Source organism: Paramuribaculum intestinale, assembly GCF_030759015.1.
In the GTDB taxonomy this organism is placed as follows: domain Bacteria; phylum Bacteroidota; class Bacteroidia; order Bacteroidales; family Muribaculaceae; genus Paramuribaculum; species Paramuribaculum intestinale.
In genome coordinates, this window is the sequence record NZ_CP098825.1 from 2696703 (window position 1) to 2723481 (window position 26779).

The following is a 26779-nucleotide window of genomic DNA, read 5'->3' on the forward strand; positions in this document are numbered from 1 at the left end:
TACCACTCAACATACTATATAATATAAGTGGAAGACGACAGCGTATTCATAGTGCCGTTCGGCCCGGCTTCCATAGCCGAATCATCCGCACCCGACAGCATTGCCTCAGGCACTGCGGCTGTCGAAGGATGGCCTTTTGCTGAAATATGTATCGAGAGCGAGGCGCCCTCCGACCTGATATCGCTCAGCCTTATACACAGAGCCGCCTCCTGCGCCGAGGGTATCCCCGGAGAACCTCGCCAGATGCTTCCGGGCTACGACAGCGGAGTCATGGCTCTGGTGATAGGCATATTCTGCATAATATCGTTTTTTACCCGCAATCACTCCACATTCATAAAAACCTTCTTGAAGGATCTTCTCACGGTGAGAGAGCACTCCAACATATTCGACGACCATACTGTCAATGAATCGCTCGTCACCGGCGGACTACTCGTCACATTATTTCTTGCCGAAGGGATACTGATTGCCGGAGCTTGGAGGCTCATTTCTGACACTTATCCTGGTATTTTCATTTCTACAGCAATATGCACCCTCTTCGCAGCCGGAATATACGGACTGCAACTGATTGCATACAGCATTACCGGATATGTGTTCAGCACACCATCCGGACGAAGCCAGTGGCTTCGCGGCTTCAACGCCTCGCAGACCCTGCTCGCCCTCGCACTTCTGCTTCCGGCACTTGCCCTGCTCTTCAATCCGGGTCTGACCGTCATCATGCTCTGGATAAGCGGTTCATTCTACGTAATCGGACGTATGATATTTATATTCAAAGGATTTAGAATTTTTTATACCAATATTTTTTCCTTAATCTACTTTATTTCGTACCTTTGCACCCTGGAAATTGCACCCATCGTGTTTCTATACCGAAACAGCAATTACATAGAGTAATCAAGTCTGTCAAACTATCCATAGCAAAGCGTGAAAGTAAAGAAAATTTTAGTATCGCAGCCACGGCCGACGTCCGACAAATCGCCCTATTTCGATATTGCACAGAAATACGGAGTGGATATTGATTTCCGTCCATTCATAAAGGTAGAAGGCCTGACAGCTAAAGAATTCCGTCAGTCAAAAATTACCATTTCCGACTACACGGCTATAATATTTACCGCACGTACGGCAGTTGACCATTTCTTCCGTCTTTGTGAAGAGATGCGTGTCACCATACCCGACACCATGAAGTATTTCTGCACCACCGAATCAATCGCGCTCTATCTGCAGAAATATACGCTTTATCGCAAACGCAAGATATTCCACGGCAACACAGGCAAAATGGAAGAACTCATACCCTTCCTCACCAAGCACAACAAGGAGAACTATCTGTATGCCGTCAGCGATGTACACAAAGAGGACACAAGCCTTCTTGACAACGCCAAGATCCGTTATACGAAAGCCGTGATGTATCGCACGGTGAGCACACAGTTCGATCCCAACGAGAAGTTTGACTACGACATGCTTCTCTTCTTCAGCCCTGCCGGCATAGCGTCGTTGCTCAAGAATTTTCCCGATTTCAAGCAGGACGACGTAAAGATAGGCTGCTTCGGACTCACCACCGCACAAGCCGTTAAAGATGCCGGACTACGCCTTGACATCGAGGCTCCGACAGTATCCGCACCTTCGATGACCGCCGCGCTCGACAACTTCCTGCGCGATGAAGCTGCCGAAGAAGCCAAAGCCTGACGGCATCCACAACAATCCTATGACATCGCTCCGACTTTATAAAAAAGAAAAACTCTGCAGCCAGAAGGCTATTGAAAAATTGTTCTCACCGGCCGGCAATGCCGACGGTGGGAACAGCTTCATTATGGCCTATCCGTGGCGAGCGGTATGGCGTGAATCACACCGTCACGAAAACGACAGATGGAAAGGAGCGAGATTTCTCATCGCCGTACCAAAAAAGCGACTGCGTCATGCCGTTGATCGCGTCACCATGCGCCGCAGATGTCGCGAAGCATACAGACTGTGCCGTCAAACATTGCTTACTGACGCTACAAACGTAGACATAGCATTTATCTACGTCGGACAAGGTTTGACCGACTTCAACCGCACACAACGGGCCGTGGAAAAGATACTTACCCGCATATACCGATCCGTGCTAACGCCGGATGAAGGCGATGAATCATGTAAATAGATTGGCCGTCGCCATCATGCTGCTGCCGGTATATTTCTATCGCGCCTGCATATCGCCCATGCTTCCGCCTTCGTGCCGCTACAGCCCTACCTGCAGCCAATACGCCATAGAAGCCCTAAAGAAACACGGACCGCTACGCGGCACAATGCTTACCTTAAAACGCCTTATGCGATGCCATCCCTGGGGAGGATCGGGCTATGATCCCGTACCATGATACTCGACACGCACACCCATAACCTTCTATCGGCCGACGGCATCATATCCGTCGATCCACTCTTCGACAGCTTCGAACACGGGAAACATTACTCCGTAGGAATACACCCGTGGCTTACCGGACAGGACAATATCGAAGAAACCATGTCTATGCTCGACAATATTGCCACGCGAAATGATGTCGCAGCCATAGGCGAAACCGGAATAGACCGTCTGCGCGGAGCATCGGAAGAGATTCAGACCCATATATTCATCCACCACATAAAGCTTGCCGAACACACAGGCAAACCTCTTATCATTCACTGTGTCAAAGCCCTCGACATAATACTCCGCCTACACAAAGAGCACCGTCCCAGCAGTCCGTGGATTATCCACGGATTCAGAGGCAACGCCGAAACTGCCCGACAGATCACATCACGGGGCATATATCTGTCGCTGGGAGAAAAATTCAACCCCGACGCCATCCTTAACATACCTCCCCATCTGCTACTTGCCGAAACCGACGAGAGCCATACTTCCATTAATTCCATCGCAGCCGCTATATCACCGGCAGACCCGACGCTTCCGTTCAATAATCTCAAACGCCTTCTCTCGACCTGCAAAAAATAAACAAACAGCGGTCGTGAAGCTGTAAAAATTACTCCACATACCACATCAATATCATGTAGATCATTTTTTTCGAAATTTACGCTTATCCCGGAAATGATTGGCTAACTTTGCATCAAACCAAAAACGTCATGAAAGTCATAAATTTCGAAGAAACACCTTCGCTCATCAACCAGTATGTATCAGAACTCCGATCAGTCGAACGCCAGACCGACCGGATGCGCTTCCGTAGAAATCTCGAACGCATAGGAGAGATAATGGCATACGAAATCAGCAAGACACTCGCCTACGACAAAGTGGACATCACTACTCCGCTGGGTATAGCCCCGTGCCGCAATATATCCGACAAGGTGGTGCTTGCAACCATATTCCGCGCAGGAGTGCCATTTCATTACGGATTTCTTTCATACTTCGACGAAGCCGAGAATGCATTCGTATCAGCTTATCGCAAATATCGCGAAAAAGAAAACTTCGACGTTTTTATCGAATACATAGCCTCTCCCAAGCTTGACGGAAAGACCCTCGTCATTGTCGATCCTATGCTTGCCACCGGATCGTCGATGGAACTAAGCTATCGAGCGCTTCTCACCAAAGGAAATCCCTCCAAAATACATATAGCATCAGTCATAGCCTCACGCCAGGCCATAGAATATGTGGAACGCGCGTTCCCTGCCGAAACCACACTGTGGGCAGGGACTGTCGACGATGAGATAAACTCTCACTCCTACATAGTGCCCGGACTCGGCGACGCCGGCGACCTTGCCTACGGCGTGAAGGAGTAAACATACCTGAGAATACCTCCGATGTAAATAAAGATGTTGAAAAGTGTGTTTATACCTGTAACATACTTTTCAGCATCTTCTCATTTACAAGCCCTCCCCAAGCAAATATATGACAACACACAAAGTTATGACAAACTTCCTGATGCATTTTTTACAATTATGAAGCTTTGCATTCTCAAATATTTATTAACTTTGCATGAAATTGACACCATGTTTATAAACTATATAATATACTGATATTCAATATACATTAGTGTTTATAAATATAAAGTCAATGTAAGTAAGAGTGTTGACAACGTATTTGCGGGCAATGAAGGAAATATTTCTTTCCACACCGCTTACAGACATTATTGCTTTTACTTGGTATTATATTTTAATTTTATCCTATACTATATAAATCATGGGTACAAAGAGCTACTCCGAGGAAACAACCCGTCTGCACGAAGAGATAAACCGGCTTAAAAAAGAAAAGGGCGCGGTGATAATGGCCCATTACTACACAAATCCTGAGATACAGGATGTGGCCGACTTCATAGGCGACTCCCTGGCACTGGCCCGCATAGCCCAGGATGTGGAAGAGAATGTAATAGTGATGTGCGGAGTGCATTTCATGGGAGAAACAGCCAAGATACTTTGTCCCGACAAACGTGTTCTCGTGCCTGATCCGGAAGCCGGATGCTCTCTTGCCGACAGCTGCAAGGCCGAGGACTTCGAAAAATTTATAAAGCTTCATCCCGGTCATACGGTCATTAGCTACGTAAACACTACAGCCGACGTAAAAGCTCTCACCGACATAGTAGTCACCTCGGGCAATGCTCTTAAGATAGTGAATTCTCTTCCGGATGACGAGAAAATCATATTCGGTCCCGACCGTAATCTCGGAGAATATATCAACTGCCTGACAGGCCGCAACATGGTGTTGTGGGATGGAGCATGTCACGTACATGAACGTTTCTCGCTTGAGAAAATACTTGAGCTTAAGAGAGAAAATCCCGACGCGGAGATACTCGTTCATCCCGAATGCCGTAAACCTATCCAGACCGTAGCCGACAAGGTGGGATCGACAGCCGTACTGCTCCAGTATGCACGCGAAAGCAAGGCCACACGGTTCATAGTGGCTACCGAAAGCGGCATACTTCATCAGATGCGTCTCCAATGTCCTGAAAAGGAATTTATAGCCGCTCCGCCGTCGGATACCTGCGGATGCAACGAGTGCGCATATATGAAACTCAACACACTTGAAAAACTACGCCGCTGTCTGGCCGAAATGTCGCCCGAAGTAGAGGTAGATGCCACGCTTGCCGAGCGTGCCCGACGTCCGATAGTAAGGATGCTTCAGATGTCGAGATAAGGTATGTAAGAGTATGTTTTATTTTAACATGAAAACGATGGTAAATAAGTGTTGAAATGGTGTTGAAAACAACAACGTAACTTTTCAGTAATTTAATTTGCATATACCATTGCTATTTTCAATATACCAGCAGGCTTAAAAACACAAAAAAGATAACAACGCATTATCAAACCTTTTTCTCACCGTTACAAGGCGTTTTTATACACAATAATCTTTATAATCTTACTTACGCGACAGGTTATAAACATGATGTAAATAAACCAGATGTTACATTATCTTACAAAGATTTGCAGTGTTTATAAAGTGATGATACGATAAGATGTGAATGCAATAACAGTATTATGCAAACAAATCATCGAAAAGTTATTGTTGCAATTCACACCAATTGTTATTTTTCTTTGGAATTGCTTTTTGAAGATTTTAATTTTTCAAATAAATATATCACGATGTCAGTAAGCCACGGTGTACACCTCAGGCATGTATAGAAGCTTAAAGAATTATCAAACGCTATTCAATGCCTTAGAGGATGTCGATAAGGCCACATATAATATAATGGCGTGTTATATAAATAATATAAGGCGTGCGTTGTTTGGATATATAGGCAAAGTGTTGTATATTTGCGCTAACACATAGCAAAACGTCAATAAAAATGTCGCTGATAATACCAAAAAGCTACAAACGCAAGCTTCTTCCCGAAACGACGGAAGTCGCTATCAAGATGATAAAGGACGATTTTCAGCAGCGTCTGTCGTCAAATCTCAATCTCAGGCGTGTCACTGCCCCGCTCTTTGTGCTGTCGGGCACTGGACTCAACGATGATCTCAACGGTGTGGAGCGTCCGGTAAGTTTTGAAGTAAAAGCAGTCGGAGGTAGCAGAGCCGAAGTGGTCCATTCGCTCGCCAAATGGAAGCGAATGAAGCTCGGAGCATATTGCATTGCGCCGGGATTCGGACTATATACCGATATGAACGCCATCAGAGCCGATGAGGATCTTGACAATCTTCATTCGCTGTATGTCGACCAGTGGGACTGGGAAATGACCATACATGAATCGGACCGCAATCTGTCGTTCCTTAAATCGATCGTAGAAAAAATATACGATTCGCTCAAAGCCACCGAAGCCAAAGTCTACGAGAGATTTCCGCATATAACTCCGCGACTTCCCGAAAATATAGAATTCATACATGCCGAGGATCTCAAGCGCATATATCCCGGCATGACATCGAAGCAGCGCGAGGATGAGGCCGCCCGCAGATATGGAGCTATATTCCTGATAGGGATAGGAGCGCCTATTGACGGAGGTGAACCACATGACGGGCGCGCGCCTGACTATGACGACTGGATCACCCCGACAGGCGATGGACATAACGGTCTTAACGGCGACATAATATTGTGGGACAGTGTGCTCGGACGTTCAATCGAAATATCGTCGATGGGTATAAGAGTCAGCGGCGAATCGCTCCGCCGTCAGCTTGAAATGCGCGGATGCACCGAAAGAACCTCGTTGCCTTTTCATTCGGCCTTGTTGAGCGGTAAACTCCCCTATTCCATAGGAGGAGGCATAGGTCAGAGCCGTCTGTGCATGTTCATGCTTCAGAAAGCCCATATAGGCGAAGTGCAGGCAAGCATATGGCCGCAGGAACAGATTGATGCCTGTCATGCGGCCGGCATCGAGCTGTTGTGATATGCAGGTTTGTAGTGTAGGAAGTATCAGGCAAAAAATTTACTGACTGATACGGATGATAAAATGACATTTATTCGCGGCGGCGTGCGCTGTCGGCAAGCATACGGTGGCCTATCCGGCAATACAGGCATTTGCGTTTCTCGCAGTAGTTGCGTCTGAGTTCTACAAGCGCCTGACTTGTGAATGCGTCGGGAACTTTGATGCCTGCCTCACCAAACATGGATACTATCCTGTTGTTTTCGGGTGCAAGCGAATGCAGCAGTGCTGATGCGCGGTCGGTGAGGTGCGTGTCGCCATGTACTGTTCCGTAAGCCATCATCAAAGGAGCTACGCAGTTGATGGTCATGATAGTGACCGATTCGCGGCTCATGGCTTTGAGCGTGCGGTTGCCTTCGGGTCCGAAAGTGTAGCGTGTCGACCAGTATCCGTCCATTGCAGGGCTGAAAAGAGCCATGGCATCATCTATGGTGCGCACGGCGAGCAGGCGTGAAGTCATTCTGAATCCCGAACGAATCAGTGAAGCAAGCACTGCTATGCGACGGTACGGGAGGTTGGGCGGACGCATGCGTGCCATTTTCCATCCGAGTGCTTCGGGAGCACGCAGTCCGAACTTATGCGACAGAAAAGCATACTCACGGCTCAGACGCGCCGCGTAGGGATCGCTGCCGGCATATCTGTCGAGAAGTCCGCTCTGGCCGAAAAGAAGAGCTTCCACAGCCAGCTGAGAGTCGGCATGCTTGCCTATGAACATAAGAGGCATACTCATGGCCAGACGTTCGAAAGGCTCACTGTTGACGCTGAATCCAAGACAGCGGGCCACACTGATGTAGACAGCCTGTTCCCAGTCGCCTCCGAAGCGGCGGCGCATTTCTTCGAGTCGTTCGGCCTTTGCATAAAGACGTTCGAATCCGAGGGTCGACATCCAGTCGGTAATATATACCGAGGGCATATCCTTTATAGCTCCCGCACATGGGATATCGCGGTCGGCGGCTCCTACCAGAGCGCCATATTTAAGATGCAGATCGGGTGAGCATGGCATTCGCATCTGCGGTATTATCTGGCCGTCGGACCGGCGTATGACGGCGTCGTCGCGGTCTACGACATGAAGCACCACCGAATCGTATGCCCTGTCGGACGAATGGCCGTGACGATGCCAGTCGCTTGCTCTGAAATGTATCTCCACGTTGCCTGCCCATATACGTCCGTCGATGCTTATCTTGGCGTTGAAGAAGTCGGGACCGGCATCGTTGTTGAGCCTTCCCGGATCGATGACCTGAAGGCGTCGTCCGTCGACGGTGCGCATATCGTTCTGCCGCCACAGACGATGCTGCCATACATATTGCATCAGTTTTTCCATAGGTAGTCGATTCTATGAGCAAACTTAACTAAAAAGTCGGATATTTTAAGTAAGTTTGCAATAAAATATTATGAAACCGATATTTCTCATAGGCTACATGGGCTGCGGCAAGTCGACTCTCGGACGCAATGTCGCACGGATGACAGGTCTTCAGTTCATAGATCTCGACAACTTCATAGAGGCGCGTTTTCATGCCAGTGTAAAAGAGATATTCGCTTCGCGTGGCGAGGAAGGCTTCAGGGACATAGAGCGCCGGATGCTTATTGAAACGTCGGATTTTCAGGATGTGATAGTGGCCTGTGGAGGCGGCACTCCATGTTTTTTCGACAATATGGAGATAATGAACAGCAAGGGTGTGACGGTGTATCTCGACGCATCGCTTGAAAAACTCCATACGCGCCTGATGCGCGGACGCCACAAACGTCCGCTTATAGCCGGCATGGAATCGGAACAGCTGCGTGAATTCATAGTGAAAGCTCTCGAAAGCCGTATGCCTTACTATAGCAAGGCGAGCATGGTTTTCAGGTCTGATCTTCTCGAAAACGAAGCCGAGGTGGGCGAAACTGCCTCACGCTTCATATCGCAGCTCGGACTCACTGCAAAAGAAAGCGATATATGAATACACCCGCTATAGAAAATTGCGAGGCTCCGGCGGCTGTAAGGAAGTCGAAGCGTGCGTTCACCATAGGTCTGCCACGATGTGATGGCGGAGGCGAGAAGCGTTTTCCGCTTACTCCCGAGGCTGTGGCGATAATGACGGAGCGCGGATATGAGGTGCGCATGGAGCATGGAGCCGGAAGTTCGATCCACTATCCGGATGCGGCATATTTACGTTGCGGAGCCGTGATAACGGGGCGCACCGAAGCTTTCGGATGCGATATAGTGATACATCTCCGTCCGGTCGAAGAACAATCGGCGAGACTTATGCGACGTGGAGCGATGTTGCTGACAATGAGCCATTATCATCTGCTCGACCGACGTGGTGTGAAAGCTTTGCTCGACAATCATATAATAACCATAGCCATAGACCGCATATCCGACAGCAGAGGCAACACTCCGTTTGCCGACATACTTTCGGAGATAGACGGCCGGGCCTCGGTGGCCATAGCCTCGGCGCTGCTTGCCGATCCGGTCAATGGCAAGGGCATTTTGCTCGGCGGTGTGGCCGGCATAGTGCCATGTGAGGCCACGATCATTGGTTCGGGCATAGCTGCGTGTGCGGCTGCGCGCTCGGCCTCGGGCGCCGGTGCGATGGTGAGGATATTTGACGACGACGTGTATCGCCTTCGCGATGTCACCCGCGATCTCGGGGCATGGGCCATAGGATCTTCGCTTCATCCGAGAGTGGTGCGTGGGGCGTTGCGCACTGCCGACATAGTAGTTGTGACCGATACGTCGATTCCTCCGGTGCTTGGAGGTGAGATTGTCGACGAGATGAAGCGCGGGGTGGTGATATTCGACCTGTCGTCGTGTCCGGGCAGGGTATTTCCTTCGCTCAAATGCATAGATCTTGCCGATGCCGTGGCAGAGATAGGCGAGGTGCGCTGCTGCTATGTAAATGCCGGGAGCGCGGTGCCACGCACTGCAGCCATGGCTCTGAGCAATACTTTCCTGACTTTTTTCAGCGATATAACGGCTTCCGACGGTCTTGTCAACGCACTCAGACTTATGCCGGGCATGCAGCGTGCGGCAATGACTTTTCTCGGCAAGGCTGTCGACAGCCGTGTAGCCTCAATAGCGCGTGTGAGACCTGTCGACATAAATATTTACCTAACACTTTCCTGAGCGCAGATGGCAAAGAAATATTACGTAGTATGGGCCGGCCATGATACCGGCGTTTATGATTCGTGGGAGGAATGCCAGCTCCAGACACAGGGCTTTCCGGGTGCACGCTACAAGGGTTTTTCCACTCTCGAGGCGGCTATATCGGCCTACCGTAACGAGTCGCGGGCCGACGACATGGCCGTCATATCGGCCATTGCAGCGCGTCCGGCAGTGACCACCAATTATTCGGCCTTGCCGGGTATAAACATGAATGCAATATGCGTCGACGCAGCTTGCTCGGGCAATCCAGGTCCGATGGAATACCGTGGCGTGGATCTGTCGACAGGCCGCGAACTGTTTCATTTCGGTCCTATAGGCGGCGCTACCAACAATATAGGCGAGTTTCTGGCCATAGTCCATGCTCTGGCGATGCTTGAAAAGGAGGGGCGCAGCGGTGTGACTGTTTACTCCGACAGCCGCACGGCCCAGGCATGGGTGCGCGACCGTCATGCACGCACACAGATAAAGCCTTCGGCGGCAAATGCCGCTGTCAGAGATCTGATCAGGCGTGCCGAGACGTGGCTACAGACACACACACCCCGCAATCCGGTGGTCAAATGGCCTACCGAGGAGTGGGGTGAGATACCGGCCGATTTCGGCCGTAAATAACTTGTGTCAAGAAGCTTAGCGCCTATATGAATTTATCGCGAAGATAAATTTCCAGACTTCTTGCTATTCAAACATCCTATTATTTTTTATTCTCCGGAGAGTTCTGTGCCTTCAGGAGATCGCGTATTTCGGTGAGCAGTTCCTCTTCGTGGGTAGGAGCGGCTGCCGGAGCCGGTTCCTCAGTTTTCTTGCGGCGTATCTGATTGATGAATTTCACCATGATGAATATACAGAATGCCACGATCAAGAAGTCGACAATGGTCTGAACCCATGTTCCCCAGTTGAGCGACACCTCCGGAGTTACAATCTCCTGTCCGTTCATCACAGCCTTCTGCACCACCCATTTGAAGTCGGTGAAATTCATGCCTCCTGTGGCTACTCCCACGAGCGGCATGATGATGTCGTCGACCAGCGACGAAACTATTTTGCCGAAAGCGGCACCGATCACCACACCGACAGCCATGTCGATGACATTACCTCGCATGGCGAATTCCTTAAATTCTTTTAGTATAGCCATTTATAAAAATTTTAGGTGAAGGCGGACCATGTGCCGCCATACTTATAACAAAATTAAGAAAAAAAAGATGTCAATAACATTTATGACTCGAAAATAATTAGTAATTTTGCGACCTAAGAAAGTGATAGAAAAACAAGCAACATCATAACCCAACAATACAACAAACAATTATGACTAAAATCGGTATTAATGGTTTCGGCCGCATCGGACGTTTCGTGTTCCGTGCTTCGACCAAGAGAGAGGACATCGAGGTTGTTGCCATCAACGACCTTCTCCCCGTTGACTACATGGCCTACATGCTCAAGTATGACACCATGCACGGCAGATTCGACGGCACTGTTGACTACGACATGGAGAAGAGCCTCCTCATCGTCAACGGCAAGGAAATCCGTGTGACCGCCTGCAAGAACCCCGCCGAGATCGCATGGGGTGCGGTAGGTGCCGAGTATGTTGTTGAGTCGACAGGTCTTTTCCTCACCAAGGAGAAAGCTCAGGCTCACATCGAGGCCGGCGCAAAGTACGTGGTTATGTCGGCTCCCTCGAAGGACGACACCCCCATGTTCGTTTGCGGTGTAAACGATCAGACATACGCCGGACAGCAGTTCGTATCGAACGCTTCCTGCACCACCAACTGTCTTGCTCCCATCGCCAAGGTGCTTCACGACAAGTTCGGTATCACCGAAGGTCTCATGACCACAGTTCACTCCACTACTGCCACTCAGAAGACTGTTGACGGTCCCTCGATGAAGGACTGGCGCGGCGGACGTGCTGCTTCGGGCAACATCATCCCCTCTTCGACCGGCGCTGCCAAGGCTGTAGGCAAAGTTATCCCCGAACTCAACGGCAAGCTCACCGGCATGTCGATGCGCGTTCCGACCCTCGACGTATCTGTTGTTGACCTCACTGTCAACCTCGCCAAGCCCGCTACCTACGAGGAAATCTGCCAGGCCATGAAGGAAGCTTCTGAAGGCGAACTCAAGGGTATCCTCGGCTACACTGAGGACGCAGTGGTTTCGAGCGACTTCCTCGGCTGCCCCCTCACTTCGATCTTCGACGCCAAGGCCGGCATCCAGCTGACTCCGACCTTCGTGAAGGTTGTATCGTGGTACGACAATGAGATCGGCTACTCCAACAAGGTGCTCGACCTCATCGCACGCATGAAGAAAGTAAACGGCTGATCGGAATAAACCGATAGCCTTTACAGGCTCAAATACAGGCTCTGTGTCAAAGTTAATGCTTTGCGCAGAGCCTTGTTTTTATCCGGTGAAAAAGGTTTTGGTCAGAAAGCGTGGTTTGATGAACGACGAATGCCTGCTGTATTAATTGTTAGAAAATTGATGTAGCGGTGTCACAAACTGCCGGCTGCCGGAGTCAGTAATTATATAAGCCGTCAAATAAGGCTATCCGTAGTAATGACCCGTAAGGAATTCGAAATAAAATCACAGCAATGCAGGCCTATGATGCTCAGAGTGGCCTATGCGATACTTGCCGATCGTGAAGAGGCCGCCGATGCGGTGCAGGATGCATTGCTGAAGCTGTGGCGAGGGCGCGAATCTCTCGCAACGGTATCGAATCCGTCGGCATATTTCAATATTGCAGTACGCAATGCGGCTATGGATATATATGGGCACAGGTGCAGATCGGAAGTAAGCTTTAACGATGGTGCCGGATTGCCCGACAGCAAGGTACATGCTGATGCCGAGACCCGTACCGACGCCTCTATGGTGATGAAAGCTATCGACGCGCTTCCCGACAACAGCCGTATGGTGATGAGGCTTAGCGCAATTGCAGGTCTTTCGTCAAAAGAGATAGCCGATATGACAGGCATGACTGATATGAATGTACGCGCCATATTGTCGCGCACACGTAAGAAACTCAAAGAACTCTTCGAAAAATGAAAACCAAAGATTATCTTATCGGAAAGTATTATGACGGTGACACTACCGCCGAAGAGGAAACCACTCTGCGAATGATGCTCGCCGACGATGACTCGGCCGACGGCCGTCTGCTGCGAGCTTTTGAGGAAATCTATGATATGGCTGCTCCGGCACGGGAAAAGCCCCTCAGGAGGTGTTTTTCGGGATGGTCGGTGTGGGTATCGTCGGCAGCGGCTGCAATAGCTGTCGTAGCTACTATAGGAGCCGCAATGACACACGGTGGCGGAGAAGAGCCGTTCATGGCCGATATGGAGGCGTCATACGGCGCCGTTCAAGGTAGCGGAGCGCGTGTGATCACCGATCCCGACGAAGCCATGACCATGTTGGCAGGAGCCATGGCTATGGCACAGAGCCGTATCGATGCGGCCAATGAGATTGCGTTCAGGACCATTGACAGAGTGTCAATGACTGTAAATGCATCTATTGAAAACCAGATATCATCCATTCCAAATTTCAGACAAGTAACTCTCAAAAATTAGCTGCGAGTGATTTTTGAGGTTAGTTCGAGTGATTTTTGATTGAAGCCGAAGGCGTGTAGCGAGCTACACAACTGAGGATGAAAGCAAAAAGCGCCGAACGAAGTCAAAAAGCACCGCAGTATGTACGAGTTACTGATAAGTATACTGATATAATCTAATTTTTAAGAGTTACTTAATATGAAAAAAATTATTTCACTCATGCTGCTTGTCATGGCTATCATATCGCCATGCATGGCCGATTCGCCGGTATTCATCGAAAATATGGTCCAGGACCCGAATGTCACCGTCACGTATATATCTCAGGCTATGCTTGGGAAAAAGAATTACAAGGACATGATGGCGCGGCTTCCTATATCTTCAGAAGACGCTCGATTCGAAGCTGTCCATATATTCAACTGTCAGAGTCAGGCTTCCTCAAACGCAGCCAGAAACTATGTGGCTGATTATGTCAAAGAGAAAACAGCCGAAAGCGAAAAGATCAATGCCGAACATGGCAAGATTGTGCAGAATAAGCCTCAGTTACTGATGAAATCCGCATCGGGAGATACGAGTACGCTTATCTATGGCTTCTATAGGACCAAGGATAGTTATTGGTTCAATCAGATAATCATATTGATGACGGAGAACAAAAAGACTACTCTTATAGACATAAAGGGTCTTTTCCCGATCCGTTCGCTGATAATAGGCAACTGACATACGGAAAAATATTCCAGACAGGAAGGCGCTGTGTCGGATTACCGGCATGGCGCCTGAAATGATGGTCATTCACGGTCAATCCTGGCAGCTAAATTTGGAAGTTATAATTGAAAACTGTAATTTTACGCTCAATAATATACAAACCCTATAGAGCGATATGTCAAAAGTAATAATCATCGGCGCCGGTGGCGTCGGAACGGTGGTGGCCTACAAATGTGCCCAGAATCCTGAGGTGTTCAGCGAGATAGTGCTCGCTTCGCGCACTCTGTCGAAGTGTCAGGCTATTGTAGACAAGATCGGAGCGAAGAACATGACAGCCGATACGGTCGATGCCGATTCGGTGGAGCAGCTCGTGGCACTGTTGCGTCGCCATAAGCCCGACATGGTCATAAACGTGGCGCTCCCCTATCAGGATCTCACTATAATGGATGCATGTCTGGAGTGTGGAGTGAGCTACCTCGACACAGCCAACTACGAGCCGCGCGATGTAGCCCATTTCGAATATTCGTGGCAGTGGGCCTATCGCGAGAAGTTTGAGAAGGCCGGGCTGACAGCCATACTCGGCTGCGGGTTTGATCCGGGCGTGTCCGGAGTATTCACGGCATACGCGGCCAAACATTATTTCAGCGAGATGGAATATCTCGATATCGTCGACTGCAATGCCGGCGACCATGGCAAGGCTTTCGCCACCAACTTCAATCCGGAGATCAACATACGCGAAATTACTCAGAACGGACGGTATTACCAGAACGGAAAGTGGGTCACCACCGGTCCGCTCGAGATACACCGCACTCTCACCTATCCCAATATCGGAGGCCGCGAGTCGTATCTGCTCTATCATGAGGAGCTTGAGAGTCTTGTGAAGAACTATTCTTCGATAAAGCGCGCACGCTTCTGGATGACTTTCGGACAGGAATACCTGACACATCTGCGCGTCATACAGGACATAGGCATGGCCCGCATCGACGAGATAGACTACAACGGCACCAAGATTGTGCCGCTGCAGTTCCTCAAGGCTGTGCTGCCCAATCCGCAGGATCTCGGCGAGAATTATCGCGGAGAAACATCGATAGGATGCCGCATATCGGGTCTTGACAAGGATGGCAAGCATCTCACCTACTACGTCTACAACAACTGCTCTCACGAGGAGGCTTACCGCGAGACAGGCATGCAGGCCGTCAGCTATACTACCGGTGTGCCCGCCATGATAGGTGCGATGATGTATCTCAAGGGACTGTGGAAGAAGCCCGGAGTGTATAATGTGGAGGAGTTTGATCCCGATCCTTTCATGGAGCAGCTTGCTGTGCAGGGACTCCCCTGGCACGAGGTGCTCAATCTTGATCTGGAGATGGACTGATAGCCCCGTCTGCTGTAAGAAAGAAAAATAATAAAGTAAATGCCGCAGCCCGCAGCTTATTTAAGCTGTACGGACTGCGGCATTTATTATGCGCTCCAGTATAAGAGATTGTTTGAATTTAACACGAAGATATATCTCCGGACTTCTTTGAAGGGGTCTTTGTGTATGTCAGAGACTGATGGTGTCGATCGTGCGTCCGTCGGCTCCGAGCACTGTAAGGGTCATTTCGTCGCCGCGTCGGCGCAGTATCATCACTGTGGCGCCGTCGAGTTTGTAGCCGCCTCCGACTATGACCGGGAATGGATTCTGCCCCTGTGTGGGGTCAATGCGCTTGTATTCGTGAGTGTGGCCAGTGAGATTGACGTCGAAGGGTGCTTTGGCAAGCAGCGGCGCCCACATGTCGGTGCATGGGCGGTAGCTGTCGGTGTTGCCCCATACGGGTATATGGTGTATGAGCACTCTGCGGCCCGCTTTTTTGAAGGCTTTCGACGAGAGTTCGCCGCGTAGAAAATCGGTCTGTTCCTGACGCAGACGGCTGAAGTCGTTGAGTCCGTAGTAGACCCATGTGGTGTCGGGCTTGTCCTCTCCGCAGTCGAGTGTGACGAATCGCGTGTCGCCCCAGTTGAAGGCACCGTATGTCAGCCCGTTGGCACTCTCCACGAGCGATGGCTGTCCCGACGAGTAAGCGTTGCGTATCTCGTGGTTGCCTCTGATGAATATGCCCGGACGGTCGGCAAGTCCGAATGCGTCGGCCATAAGATGTATGTCGTGTACGGCTTGCATGCGTGTGGCAGGCTCTGCCATGCAGTCGCCGTTGAACACCACGAAGTCGGGATTGTGCTTCATTGCTACTTCGGCCATGGCCGTTATCGTGGCAGGAAAGCAATGCATGTCGTTGACTATCGCTGCAGTGAAATCTTTTTGCGAAGGTGAGGGGACGGTGAATGTGTGCCACGGTGTGACGCTCTCGTTGCCGAAAGTCTTGTGGTAAGCCTTGTTTTCGGTGATCTCACGCGCCCTGACGCGGTAGAAATAGCGTTGTCCGGGCGTAAGTCCGGTCAGCCTCACACGATGCTCTATGTCGTGGACGGCTTCCTGCCCGGCCACAAACTGTCGTGCGGAGATCGTGTTGAGTGTGTCGGTGCCGTACTCGACCGATGATGTGCATAGCGGACGTGTCTGGTACATGACTGTCACGGCACCATCCTGGCTCATGTTCTGCAGGTAGGGCTGATGATATATGATGGCGTCGGCCGGAGCGGGCAGGGTAATGTCGGCTATTATGGGGCGGTGGTCGCTCTCGACAGGTGCGTCGATCACCTTATAGCCTCGGCTTGCGGCGCCTGATCCGCGGCTGACAAAGATATAGTCGATCTTCTCTTGGGGCGATGGAGCGGGAAAGGTAGGGTTATTGTCGCATACACGAGTGAAATCCCGTTCAAGCGATCTGATCACGTCTGATTCGGGAAACGAATTGAGATCGCCGCACACCACTGCAGGTTTGCCCGATTGAGTCACGGCCTGCCGGATGATTTCGACCGATGCCATGGCATCCTCCGGAGTGAGCGACAGGTGGGTGCATGCGGCCACGTAGCCCGGAAATTCAGCAATGAGGAGAGCTCTTGCCTCCTCGCGTCCGGGAAGAGACACGCGTTTCACGCTAAGCGGCTCCTCGCGTGTGAGCAGTCCTATGCCGTATTTACCTCCGTCGTAGTCGATCGCCGGTGCGAAATATGCGTGCATTCCGGTGGCTTCGGCCAGATCTCCGAGCACGTATGTGCCTCCGCTGCGGCCTGTGACGCTGTCCACTTCCTGTATGGCCACGATGTCGGGCTGCGACCGGAGCACTACGTTGGCTGTGCGCTGTATGTTGCGTTGATTGTCGTAGCCTACGCCGTTTCTGATGTTGTAGCTCATGATCCTTGTGGATCCGGGCTGACTGGCAGAGGCTCCTGTCACTGTGGCCAGCAGGGCTGTGGCTGCAATGATTTTCTTTAATTGTTTCATGGATGATGCCTTATAATGTATGGATGATGAATGAAATGCGTCTTTGTCATCAGTAGTCGGAGAAGAGTGTGGGCTTGATCACTATCCCCATGCGCAGCTGGGAGTGGAATTCCTTGTAGGCGAGCAGTCCCTCCCCGTAGCCGTTGTAATACTGTAGGAAAAGATACTGGTTGTCGCGCGGAAATATCCTGTAGTTAAGCTCTATGATGGTATTGTAGTTGAGCCTCCATCCTTTGCGCTTGGTGAGTATGACCGATGCTCCGAATCGACGGTCGACTGTGGTCAGCGATGTGCCTACCTGATATATTCCGCAGTAGTCGAGAATGTCTTTGTTTTCTTTTCCGTCGATGATGGGAATCCAGAATTTGGCATGTACCTGCATCTGCTGGCCGATTATGATGTTGCCTCCGAACGATATTTTGTTCCACGAGCGCGATGCGGTGCCGTCGCGGCCGTTGCTTTCGTGCTCCGCCAGCAGAAAGGCTTTGCCGATATACCGGTTTTTGACAAACAGCGGTTTGGCCAGTCCTATGCCGGGATTGAAGTTGAGGTCGGTCATCGGCATTGAATTTTCAAGCACGTTCCAGAAGCATTTCTGGGTGTAGAAAAGAAACAGATAGCTGTGGAGCGGCATCACTGTCTTGGTCAGACGCTGTGATATCGAGATCTGGAATTTGATGTTGCTGTTCTCTTTCGTAGGCCGCTGCCCTACCGATGTTCCGAATATGAAATAATTATCCTTATAGAGTCCGAAGTATGGTCCGTTGTCGAAGGCCCGTCGGATGCTGTCGGAGCTGATCACGGTGCCTATTGAATCGGCGTTGACTATCTGTGCGCTGATATGTCCGGGATATGCCATTGCCATGAAGACAATGCATATTGCGAGTAGTATTTTTAGCGGTATGTTTCGCACTGTATGGCGGGAATTGATGTGTTTAAGTATAATATAGTGCAAATTTAATGTAATTTTCGCTTAATGCCGACCGGTGCATCCATTTTTATCATTATAGGTCACAAAAGCGAAAAGAATGCGTAATTTTGCAGTCGTAAAACCGATGATGCATGCCTGTGCCGGATCGGTTTATGTAAGGTGATCAGTTATTTACTATGAAAGAGATAAAAAACGAAGAATTCGGCGGCGAGCGCCCGTTGTTCGCCTCCCATGGTCTGAGGCTTGATAATGTCACTGTCCATGCCGGTGAGTCGGCTCTCAAGGAGTGCAGCGACATAGAGGCTGTCAATTGCCGTTTCGAGGGAAAATATCCTTTCTGGCATGTCGACAGGTTTCGTATAAGCCATTGTACGTTCACTCCCGGAGCGCGCGCCGCACTGTGGTACAGTACCGCTCTGGTGATGAACGATACTCTTGTCGAGGCTCCCAAGATGTTCCGCGAGATGGACGGGGTGAGCTTGTCGAAGGTAAGAATCCCCGACGCCCAGGAAACACTCTGGCACTGCCGCAACATCATATGCCGCGACTGTGAGGTGGAAAATGCCGACTATCTGTTCATGCACTGCACGGGCATACGCATCGACGGATGGCGTCAGAAGGGCAATTATTCGTTTCAGTATTGCCGCGACGTGGAGATACGCAATGCCCGCATAGAGTCGAAAGATGCATTCTGGAACACGGAGAATGTCACCGTCTGCGACTCGGAGCTTCACGGCGAATATCTCGGATGGCATTCGCGCAATCTGCGACTGGTGCGTTGTCATATATCGGGCACGCAGCCGCTATGCTATGCCGACAATCTCGTGCTCGAACACTGCACGTTTGACGCCGATTGCGATCTCGCTTTCGAGGAGAGCTCGCTAAAGGCGGTGGTCGACAGCCATATCACGTCGGTCAAGAACCCGACATCGGGATCCATACAGGCACCTTCGATAGGTGAAGTAATAATCGACGGGAATGTCAAGGCTCCCGCTGACTGCAAGATAATATTAAACGATCCGTCATGAGCAATTCATATTTCGACAGAATAAACGAGCGACGCCACACGGCCTCGATAAAGTGGGATTCATACACCGGAAACGGCGAAGTCATACCGCTCTGGGTGGCCGACATGGATTTTCGCACGGCACCGGTGGTGCGTGAGGCGATGATACGCCGTGCGGAGAGCGGTGTCTATGGATATTCGTTCGCCGACGAGGACTACATGGACTCTCTCGCCGGATGGTTCGAGGGTCGCCACGGCTACAGCATCGACACCTCGATGGTGATTCCGGTGCCGGGAGTGGTGCCTGCGCTTTCGGCCATCATAAAGGCGCTTGTGAAGCCCGGCGAAGGTGTGATCATACAGCCTCCGGTCTACAACTGTTTCTTCTCGTCGGTGCGCAACAACGGTTGCCGTCTGCTTGAGAATCCGCTGCAGCGGATAGACCTGCCCGACGGACGTTTCACCTACGAGATGGATCTTGACGGACTTGCCGAACTGGCTGCACGTCCCGATGCTAAACTGATGATACTGTGCAATCCCCACAATCCGGCCGGCCGTGCATGGCGTGAGGAGGAGCTGGAGCAGGTGGCGGAGATATGCCGCGAGAATGGTGTGAGAGTGGTCAGCGACGAAATCCACTGCGAGATAGTCATGCCCGGTTGCGAATATGTGCCTTACGGCAATATCGACCGCTCGGCCGTGGTGTGCACTTCTCCCTCCAAGGCTTTCAATACGGCCGGACTGCATACTTCCAACATCGTATGTCCCGACGCCGACACACGCGAGGCAATCGACCATGCGGTAAATGTTAATGAGGTGTGTGATCTGACATGTTTCGGTGTCGACGCTCTGAAGGCATCCTATACCCAGGAGGGGGCCGACTGGGTCGACAGCCTTTGTGACTATATATGGGAAAATTACCGTTTCTTTGCCAAGACTGTGGCCGAGAGGCTGCCGGAGTGTCCGGTCACCATGCTTGAGGCCACTTATCTGCCGATGATCGATGTCAGTGCGATAGAGGGCTATACTTCGGAGCAGCTTGAGGAGAAGCTGAAGGCTGAGGCCGGAGTATGGGTCAATGCCGGAGAGATGTATGGCCGTGAGGGATTCCTCCGGGTCAATCTGGCCTGTCCGAGAGCCACTCTTGCCGAGGGACTCGACAGGCTATGCAAAGGACTGTCGGCCTTGAAGCGCCGTTAACCGCAAAATATGATAAAGCTTATCCAGTCGGGGGCGCCGCTCTCGCTCGGCCAGCGTCTGAAGCTGACGGCGAGTCTGTCGTGGCCGGCAATAATGGCGCAGCTGTCGAGCATACTCATGCAGTATATCGACGCTGCTATGGTCGGCCGCCTCGGAGCGTCCGACAGCGCCGCCGTCGGACTGGTGAGTACGAGTCTGTGGCTCTTCTGGGGCACATGCTCGGCGGCCACCATGGGCTTTTCGGTCCAGGTGGCCCATCGTGTCGGCGCTGCCGATTATTCGATGGCGCGGTCAATCCTGCGTCAGGGTATCACGTCCTCTATTGTCATAGGTGCGGTGGTGGCTCTTATAGGTATGGCCATAGCTCATCCTCTGCCCATCTGGCTTGGTGGCGACGAAACAATCAACAGCAAAGCCTCGCTCTACTTCATGGTATTTGTGGCGGCGTTGCCGGTGCTTACGCTCAACTATCTCGGATGCGCCGTCATGAGAGCTTCGGGCAACATGAAAGTGCCCGGCGGGCTCAACGTGATGATGTGTGTGCTCGATGTAGTGTTTAATTTCCTGCTCATATTTCCTGCGCGTCAGATTGATGTGGGCGCGGTGCATCTGACCGTGCCCGGTGCCGGACTCGGTGTGCTCGGTGCCGCTCTTGGCACTGTTGCCGCCGAACTGGTTTGCGCCGCTCTGGCGCTGTGGTATGTCACATGCCGGCAGCGCGATCTGGCCATATTCGGCCGTCGGGCCTCGGATCAAGGTTCGTTTCGTCCGCGCCGCAAGGTGATGCGCAACGCTCTGAAGGTTTCGGCTCCGATGTCGCTCGAGCATGCGGTGATATGCGGGGCGCAGATCATGGTCACTGTCATTGTGGCTCCGCTCGGAGTGATGGCTATAGCGGCCAATTCGTTTGCGGTCACGGCCGAGGCGCTGTGCTACATGCCGGGCTATGGACTGGCCGACGCCGCCACCACGCTCACCGGCCAGAGTTACGGAGCCGGACGCCCGGCGCTTGCGCGTCAGTTCGGATATCTGACCGTGACGCTCGGCATGATAGTTATGACCCTTATGGGAGCCGTGCTGTGGGTTTTCGCTCCTGCGGTGATGGAGCTGTTCAGTCCGGTGGAGGAGATATGCCGCCTTGGATCGGAGGCTTTGAGGATAGAGGCATGGGCCGAACCGATGTTCGCTGCCTCGATCGTGGCCTACGGCGTGATGGTGGGAGTAGGCGACACAGTTGTGCCCGCAGTGATGAATTTTTCAAGCATATGGCTCGTAAGGCTTCCGATAGCGGCGCTTCTCGCCCCGACGATGGGTCTTGCCGGAGTGTGGACGGCCATGTGCATAGAGCTGTGCTTCAGAGGTGCCATATTTCTGTGGCGTCTGCTGTCGGGGGCATGGCTTCGTCATGGACTTGACACTTCGGGCGAGCCGGGTCCGCAGCCTGATCCCAACGTGTGATAAGAGTATGCGAAAATCCTCTTTGAGTGAACAGAAGTAAAATTCAAACATACTCTAAAAACCGGTGTAAAACAAACATAATATCGATCTTGTAAAGATGAATGACATAGACTTCAATGAGATAACGGAGCGTATAAAATCGGGTGGACGTCTCACCGATGAGGAGGCTCTCGCACTTTGCGATATAGCTGACGAGGAGTTACCGCTGCTATGGAAGGCGGCCGAAGAGGTGACTTCGACTTTCATAGGGCGTAAGTTCGACTCGTGTTCGATAGTCAATGCCCGGAGCGGACGATGCCCGGAGGATTGCAAATGGTGCGCGCAGTCGGCTCATTATTCGACCGGCGCCGACGTGTATCCGCTGATTGACCGTGAGCGTTGCATGGAGGCAGGCCGCCGCAGCCGCAACCATGGCATAGGGCGTTTCTCGCTCGTCACGAGCGGTCGAGCCATGAGCGGGCAGGAGCTTGAGAAAGCCTGCGGACATATAGAGGCTCTCCACAGCGAGGGCGGACAGAAACTGTGCGCTTCGATGGGATTGCTCGGACGTGAGGAGATGAGGCGTCTGCGCGAGGCCGGAGTGACGCGCTATCACTGCAATCTGGAAACAGCGCCGTCGTATTTTCCGACATTATGCTCGACCCATACCCTTGAGCAGAAGCTCGCCACCATCGAGGCGGCACGCAGCGAGGGGCTTGAGATATGTTCGGGCGGCATAATAGGCATGGGCGAGTCGCGCCGCCAGCGCGTGGAGCTGGCTCTGACACTTCGCCGTATAGATCCGGTGTCGGTGCCGATCAACATACTCTGCCCGATTCCCGGCACTCCCCTTCAGGATTCGGCTCCGCTGACCGAAGACGAGATAGTCACCACGGTGGCTTTGTTCAGACTGATCCATCCCAGGATAACCTTGCGGTTTGCCGGAGGACGCGCCGCCCTGAGCCGCGAGGCACAGCTTCGCGCGATGCGTGCGGGCATCAACGGCGCCATAACAGGCGACATGCTGACCACTACCGGATCGACCGTAGAGTCAGACCGGCAGCTTGCCGCCGATGCCGGGCTTGAATTTTAAGAGTACTTGAATTCTAAGAGTAAATGTCATGGACAACGAGCGATACATGGGTCATCTCAATTTGTGCGAGATTGATCTTCCGGGACAGCAGGCACTGGCTTCGGCCCGCGTGCTGATCGTTGGCGCCGGCGGACTCGGGTCGCCGGTGGCGCTCTATCTTGCCTCCGCCGGTGTTGGCACGATAGGAGTGGCCGACGCCGACACTGTAGGCATAAGCAATCTGCAGCGCCAGATAATGCATGGCACTCCCGACATAGGCACTCCCAAGACGGAGAGCGCCCGGCGGGCCATGACGCGTGTCAATCCCGATGTAGTGGTGCTGACCCACGATATGATGGTGGATGCCTCAAACATAGAACCTTTGTTAGAAGGATATGATGTGGTGGCCGACTGTTGCGACAACTTCCCGACGCGGCTTCTCATAAGCGACACCTGCGCCAGGCTTGGAAAGCCGCTTGCCTATGCGGCTGTCGACCGTTTCAGCGGTCAGCTGTTCACCCAGCTTCCGGGACACCGCACCATGCGCGACATCTTCGGTGCGGAGCCGCGCGCTGACGGCGACTGCGGCTGCGCCCGCCGCGGCATACTCAATGCCGCCGTCGGTGTGGCCGGTTCGCTTCAGGCCGCCGAAGTCATAAAGATCATCACCCGTACGGGCGATCCGCTGTCAGACCGTCTTCTGACGTTTGATCTCGTGACGATGGATTTTAATGTTTTTAGTCTGTAACATAGTGTATTATGTGTCGGTAAAAACACTGACGACGAAATAAATTTGTAGTTTTCGGATATATTATCTAATTTTGCAGTGGGTAAGTCCTACACGACCAGCTCCCCGGGAACTCCGTCAGGTCTTGATCGAAGCAGCGGTACCGGGTCGTAGCGGTGCGATGTAGATAGCTTACCCACTTTTTGTGCGGTAAAAATCGGTATTTTTCAGAATAATCACATTTTTTGTGTTAAAAATCAGACGATATAGCGATAGTTTATAACTCTTGCGCTATATTTGTAGTCTGAAATGCAGGCAAATGGAAGCGGTCGGTCTTTCCGGCATCCTCCAAGGGGTTGTTAATTAAGGAAAAGTCGCAGCAGGAAAAAGTATACAGGACGTGAATATTAACGAAGATAATCATTCAGGTTGTAATTACTTTAGCAGCCGTGGATCGTCATCCGCACGTGCGGGATGGGTCTGCGGGGTGCTTCTCATGCTTCTTGGCGCAATATCACCGGCATGGGCACAGAACGCCAAAGAGGGCGAATTTTATTCGTCCACACCTCAGGCGTGTCCCGACGACACGATATCTGTCAGCATAGAGTCGGAAGGCGGTCGGATGGACACTGTGGGCATACGCATATACTTCCACCAGTCGAAGGTCAATCTTCTGCCGAAATACCAGCGCAACGCCGAGCGACTCGACTCTTTTCTTGTAGAGCTTCAACGCATCAAGAGCGACTCGTCGCTCAAAGTCCGTGCGATCCGTATCATGGGTGGTGCGTCGCCTGAGGGTACGACTCGATTCAACAAATGGCTTTCGGAACAGCGTGCGGCCCGAATCACGGAGTATATGGTCAAGAATTCGCCTGTAGAGCTTGATCCGTCGATCATCTCGGCCGAATATCCCGGTGTGGACTGGTGCGGACTCAAGCGCATAGTTCTTGCCGACCCCGATGTGCCTGACCGCGACGAGGTGTTGCGCATCATCGACACTCCCGGCACTCCCGACGACCGTATGCCGCGTCTGAAGAAACTCCACTGGGCCATACCCTGGATGTATCTCTACAACAAGTATTATCCGTCACTGCGTGCATCGCAGGTGCAGATCATCTACGAGCATCCGCGTCCGCCGCTGCCACGCATTATGATCGGGCCGCAGCGCTTCAACTATGTCCCGACCATCATAGCGCCTCCGATGCCGTATTACCACATACTGACCGACCGTCCGTTCTATATGACCGTGAGCACCAATATGCTCTATGATCTGTTCCTGATCCCGAATGTTGGCATTGATTTCTATATGGGCAAAAGGTGGTCGGCCGAGATCAACTGGAACTATGCCTGGTGGAAGAGCGACCGCATCCACTGGTACTGGCGCTACTATGGCGGTGACCTGACGATCAAGAAATGGTTTGGCAAGAAAGCGCAGGGCAAGCCTTTCAGCGGCCATCACATAGGTCCGTATTTCCAGATGCTGACCTATGACTTCGAGCTTGGCGGCAAGGGTTATCAGGCCCGAAGATGGACTCATGCGGCCGGTATAGCCTACGGCTACTCAATGCCTATCACTTCGCGGCTCAATCTCGACTTCACCATAGGACTCGGCTACAGCTGGGGACAGTTCTACAAATATGTGCCTATCGACAACCACTACGTGTGGAAAGCCACAAAGCGCCGCAAGATGATAAGCCCCACGCGTCTGGAGGTATCTCTTGTGTGGTTGCTCGGACATGGCAATGTCAATACCGAAGAAGACCTGGAAAAGTAGACAGCAGCAGACCCTTTATGGAATTATGACACTCAGATCACATCACATATCACTCACGAAGTCACGGCGTATGATAAGGCGTCTGACGGCCTTGTCCGTAGTGCTGATCCTGTCGGTGGCTTGCGAGCACAAGCCATTCTGCTGGCATCATCCCCATGACGGAATGCTTCGTGTGGAGTTTGCCTGGTGGGATGCTCCCGAAGCCGAATACACTGTGAGGTCGATGGCCTTCTACGCCTATCCCAAAGAGGGGGGCAAGGCGAGACGTTTCGACTTCGCAGGCTCCAAAGGCGGTACGATAAGTCTTCCTGTTGGCGACTACCATTTCCTATGCCTCAACTCCGATACGGAAACATACACTTTCAGCGGCGAGGAGTCGCACAAGACATTTACCATCCATACCCGCGACAGCTATATACTCGCCGGAATGGATATAAGAGCCGACGGAGGTGGCGACTTCTCCGAGGATGATGACATAAAACGCGCCGAAGGAACATACGATGAGGGCGTCAAGGAGTCGTCGCAGGAGGGAATCTACGGACATACTCTCGAAGACTACAATATCCACGGACAGGTGGGTGTCACGCAGGTGGTGACGATGTATCCCAAGCCGGTGGTCATACACTATCATGTGATAATAGAGAACATAGGATGTCTGGAAACGGTGCTGAAGGTCAGCGGAACGCTGTCGGGACTGCCATCAAAGGTACGCGTCCACCACATGGAGGTGCCAGGCCAGGGCGATGACAACAACATCGTGCCTTTCTCGATGGTACCGACCGACGACAATGTGCTCGAAGGCCATTTCTACGCATTTCCCCACTGCCCTACCGATCCTGAGACATGGTCGAAGCACAAGCTCTGCTGCTACGTGATCAATGAGCAGGAGGAGCGCCGTTTCTTTGAGTGGGACGTGACCAGTCAGGTCGACGAGCAGGATGGCGAAACCTACGTCAAGATCGTGGTTCGCGATATGGATGTGTGCGGCATGAACGATCTCGGTCCGGTGGTGGATCCGTGGATACCGACTCCGCCGATCATCATACCGATGCAATGACGTGCTTAGAGTATGTTTGAATTTAACA

At 51.8% G+C, this 26779-nt stretch carries 27 protein-coding genes and 1 other RNA gene; 24 read left to right on the forward strand and 4 right to left on the reverse strand.

Annotated features, from left to right (window positions below):
• Nucleotides 1–27 precede the first annotated feature (27 nt).
• From NF347_RS12110 to asnA, 8 genes are all read left to right on the forward strand, one after another.
• Nucleotides 28–888 carry a DUF4271 domain-containing protein gene (locus tag NF347_RS12110; RefSeq protein WP_107035375.1) on the forward strand — a complete coding sequence of 287 codons (861 nt, stop codon included), beginning with the start codon at nucleotides 28–30 and terminating at the stop codon, nucleotides 886–888.
• A 30-nt stretch (nucleotides 889–918) separates the two neighbouring features.
• Nucleotides 919–1677, forward strand: coding sequence for a uroporphyrinogen-III synthase (locus NF347_RS12115; RefSeq protein ID WP_107035376.1), 759 nt, complete (start codon nucleotides 919–921; stop codon nucleotides 1675–1677).
• Nucleotides 1649–2128 carry a ribonuclease P protein component gene (locus tag NF347_RS12120; RefSeq protein WP_107035377.1) on the forward strand — a complete coding sequence of 160 codons (480 nt, stop codon included), beginning with the start codon at nucleotides 1649–1651 and terminating at the stop codon, nucleotides 2126–2128. The genes NF347_RS12115 and NF347_RS12120 overlap by 29 nt, the downstream gene beginning before the upstream one ends.
• Entirely contained in the window at nucleotides 2112–2342 is a 231-nt protein-coding gene (yidD, locus tag NF347_RS12125) for a membrane protein insertion efficiency factor YidD (protein ID WP_237612982.1), read from the forward strand. The genes NF347_RS12120 and yidD overlap by 17 nt, the downstream gene beginning before the upstream one ends.
• Complete coding sequence (locus NF347_RS12130; RefSeq protein WP_107035379.1) at nucleotides 2339–2950, forward strand: TatD family hydrolase; 612 nt, start codon at nucleotides 2339–2341, stop codon at nucleotides 2948–2950. Before yidD ends, NF347_RS12130 begins: the two co-directional genes overlap by 4 nt.
• Nucleotides 2951–3078: 128 nt before the next feature.
• Complete coding sequence (upp, locus tag NF347_RS12135; RefSeq protein ID WP_107035380.1) at nucleotides 3079–3729, forward strand: uracil phosphoribosyltransferase; 651 nt, start codon at nucleotides 3079–3081, stop codon at nucleotides 3727–3729.
• A gap of 400 nt (nucleotides 3730–4129) precedes the next feature.
• Nucleotides 4130–5080 carry a quinolinate synthase NadA gene (nadA, locus tag NF347_RS12140; protein WP_107035381.1) on the forward strand — a complete coding sequence of 317 codons (951 nt, stop codon included), beginning with the start codon at nucleotides 4130–4132 and terminating at the stop codon, nucleotides 5078–5080.
• 649 nt (nucleotides 5081–5729) lie between these two features.
• The gene (gene asnA / locus NF347_RS12145; protein WP_107035382.1) at nucleotides 5730–6764 is read left to right on the forward strand and encodes an aspartate--ammonia ligase; all 1035 of its coding nucleotides are present in this window, start codon (nucleotides 5730–5732) and stop codon (nucleotides 6762–6764) included.
• A gap of 70 nt (nucleotides 6765–6834) precedes the next feature.
• Here the strand turns inward: asnA and NF347_RS12150 are convergent, their stop codons facing one another.
• A complete protein-coding gene (locus NF347_RS12150) occupies nucleotides 6835–8121 on the reverse strand; it encodes a DUF2851 family protein (RefSeq protein WP_107035383.1) in 1287 nt (428 codons plus the stop codon).
• Between the two features lie 70 nt (nucleotides 8122–8191).
• Between NF347_RS12150 and NF347_RS12155 the strand changes: the two genes are divergently transcribed.
• The 3 genes from NF347_RS12155 to NF347_RS12165 are packed head-to-tail and all read left to right on the forward strand — an operon-like array spanning nucleotide 8192 to nucleotide 10554.
• Entirely contained in the window at nucleotides 8192–8740 is a 549-nt protein-coding gene (locus NF347_RS12155) for a shikimate kinase (RefSeq protein WP_107035384.1), read from the forward strand.
• Nucleotides 8737–9906 (forward strand): Rossmann-fold NAD(P)-binding domain-containing protein, encoded by a 1170-nt coding sequence (locus tag NF347_RS12160; protein WP_107035385.1) that lies wholly within the window; start codon nucleotides 8737–8739, stop codon nucleotides 9904–9906. The genes NF347_RS12155 and NF347_RS12160 overlap by 4 nt, the downstream gene beginning before the upstream one ends.
• A 6-nt stretch (nucleotides 9907–9912) precedes the next feature.
• Nucleotides 9913–10554, forward strand: a complete 642-nt coding sequence (locus tag NF347_RS12165) for a ribonuclease H1 domain-containing protein (RefSeq protein ID WP_107035386.1) — start codon at nucleotides 9913–9915, stop codon at nucleotides 10552–10554.
• Between the two features lie 79 nt (nucleotides 10555–10633).
• On the opposite strand, the gene mscL is transcribed toward NF347_RS12165, so the two are convergent.
• Complete coding sequence (gene mscL, locus NF347_RS12170; RefSeq protein WP_107035387.1) at nucleotides 10634–11071, reverse strand: large-conductance mechanosensitive channel protein MscL; 438 nt, start codon at nucleotides 11069–11071, stop codon at nucleotides 10634–10636.
• A 170-nt stretch (nucleotides 11072–11241) separates the two neighbouring features.
• Between mscL and gap the strand changes: the two genes are divergently transcribed.
• The 5 genes from gap (at nucleotide 11242) to NF347_RS12195 (ending at nucleotide 15540) form a co-directional block, all read left to right on the forward strand.
• A complete protein-coding gene (gene gap / locus NF347_RS12175; RefSeq protein ID WP_107035388.1) occupies nucleotides 11242–12249 on the forward strand; it encodes a type I glyceraldehyde-3-phosphate dehydrogenase in 1008 nt (335 codons plus the stop codon).
• A 234-nt stretch (nucleotides 12250–12483) separates the two neighbouring features.
• Nucleotides 12484–12969: an RNA polymerase sigma factor gene (locus NF347_RS12180; RefSeq protein ID WP_107035389.1), complete on the forward strand. Its 486-nt coding sequence runs from the start codon at nucleotides 12484–12486 to the stop codon at nucleotides 12967–12969.
• Complete coding sequence (locus NF347_RS12185) at nucleotides 12966–13487, forward strand: hypothetical protein (RefSeq protein WP_107035390.1); 522 nt, start codon at nucleotides 12966–12968, stop codon at nucleotides 13485–13487. Before NF347_RS12180 ends, NF347_RS12185 begins: the two co-directional genes overlap by 4 nt.
• A gap of 177 nt (nucleotides 13488–13664) precedes the next feature.
• Nucleotides 13665–14180 carry a DUF4252 domain-containing protein gene (locus NF347_RS12190; protein ID WP_107035391.1) on the forward strand — a complete coding sequence of 172 codons (516 nt, stop codon included), beginning with the start codon at nucleotides 13665–13667 and terminating at the stop codon, nucleotides 14178–14180.
• 160 nt (nucleotides 14181–14340) lie between these two features.
• Nucleotides 14341–15540, forward strand: coding sequence for a saccharopine dehydrogenase family protein (locus NF347_RS12195; RefSeq protein WP_107035392.1), 1200 nt, complete (start codon nucleotides 14341–14343; stop codon nucleotides 15538–15540).
• Between the two features lie 168 nt (nucleotides 15541–15708).
• Here the strand turns inward: NF347_RS12195 and NF347_RS12200 are convergent, their stop codons facing one another.
• On the reverse strand, nucleotides 15709–17547 hold the full coding sequence (locus NF347_RS12200; protein ID WP_107035393.1) for an endonuclease/exonuclease/phosphatase family protein: 1839 nt from the start codon (nucleotides 17545–17547) through the stop codon (nucleotides 15709–15711).
• A 49-nt stretch (nucleotides 17548–17596) separates the two neighbouring features.
• Nucleotides 17597–18406: a phospholipase A gene (locus NF347_RS12205; protein ID WP_237612983.1), complete on the reverse strand. Its 810-nt coding sequence runs from the start codon at nucleotides 18404–18406 to the stop codon at nucleotides 17597–17599.
• A 248-nt stretch (nucleotides 18407–18654) separates the two neighbouring features.
• On the opposite strand from NF347_RS12205, the gene NF347_RS12210 reads away from it, so the two are divergent.
• The 8 genes from NF347_RS12210 (at nucleotide 18655) to NF347_RS12245 (ending at nucleotide 26751) form a co-directional block, all read left to right on the forward strand.
• Nucleotides 18655–19506: a DUF3737 family protein gene (locus NF347_RS12210; protein ID WP_107035395.1), complete on the forward strand. Its 852-nt coding sequence runs from the start codon at nucleotides 18655–18657 to the stop codon at nucleotides 19504–19506.
• Nucleotides 19503–20684 carry a MalY/PatB family protein gene (locus tag NF347_RS12215; protein ID WP_107035396.1) on the forward strand — a complete coding sequence of 394 codons (1182 nt, stop codon included), beginning with the start codon at nucleotides 19503–19505 and terminating at the stop codon, nucleotides 20682–20684. Before NF347_RS12210 ends, NF347_RS12215 begins: the two co-directional genes overlap by 4 nt.
• Nucleotides 20685–20693: 9 nt before the next feature.
• The gene (locus NF347_RS12220; protein ID WP_107035397.1) at nucleotides 20694–22142 is read left to right on the forward strand and encodes an MATE family efflux transporter; all 1449 of its coding nucleotides are present in this window, start codon (nucleotides 20694–20696) and stop codon (nucleotides 22140–22142) included.
• Nucleotides 22143–22239: 97 nt separating this feature from the next.
• Nucleotides 22240–23214 carry a biotin synthase BioB gene (gene bioB / locus NF347_RS12225; protein WP_107035398.1) on the forward strand — a complete coding sequence of 325 codons (975 nt, stop codon included), beginning with the start codon at nucleotides 22240–22242 and terminating at the stop codon, nucleotides 23212–23214.
• A 28-nt stretch (nucleotides 23215–23242) separates the two neighbouring features.
• The gene (locus NF347_RS12230) at nucleotides 23243–23941 is read left to right on the forward strand and encodes a HesA/MoeB/ThiF family protein (protein ID WP_107035399.1); all 699 of its coding nucleotides are present in this window, start codon (nucleotides 23243–23245) and stop codon (nucleotides 23939–23941) included.
• Between the two features lie 80 nt (nucleotides 23942–24021).
• An RNA gene (gene ffs, locus NF347_RS12235) (signal recognition particle sRNA small type) lies at nucleotides 24022–24115 on the forward strand.
• Nucleotides 24116–24320: 205 nt separating this feature from the next.
• Nucleotides 24321–25694 (forward strand): DUF3575 domain-containing protein, encoded by a 1374-nt coding sequence (locus NF347_RS12240; protein WP_128702237.1) that lies wholly within the window; start codon nucleotides 24321–24323, stop codon nucleotides 25692–25694.
• Between the two features lie 25 nt (nucleotides 25695–25719).
• A complete protein-coding gene (locus NF347_RS12245; RefSeq protein WP_161553833.1) occupies nucleotides 25720–26751 on the forward strand; it encodes a DUF5119 domain-containing protein in 1032 nt (343 codons plus the stop codon).
• Nucleotides 26752–26779: the final 28 nt, after the last annotated feature.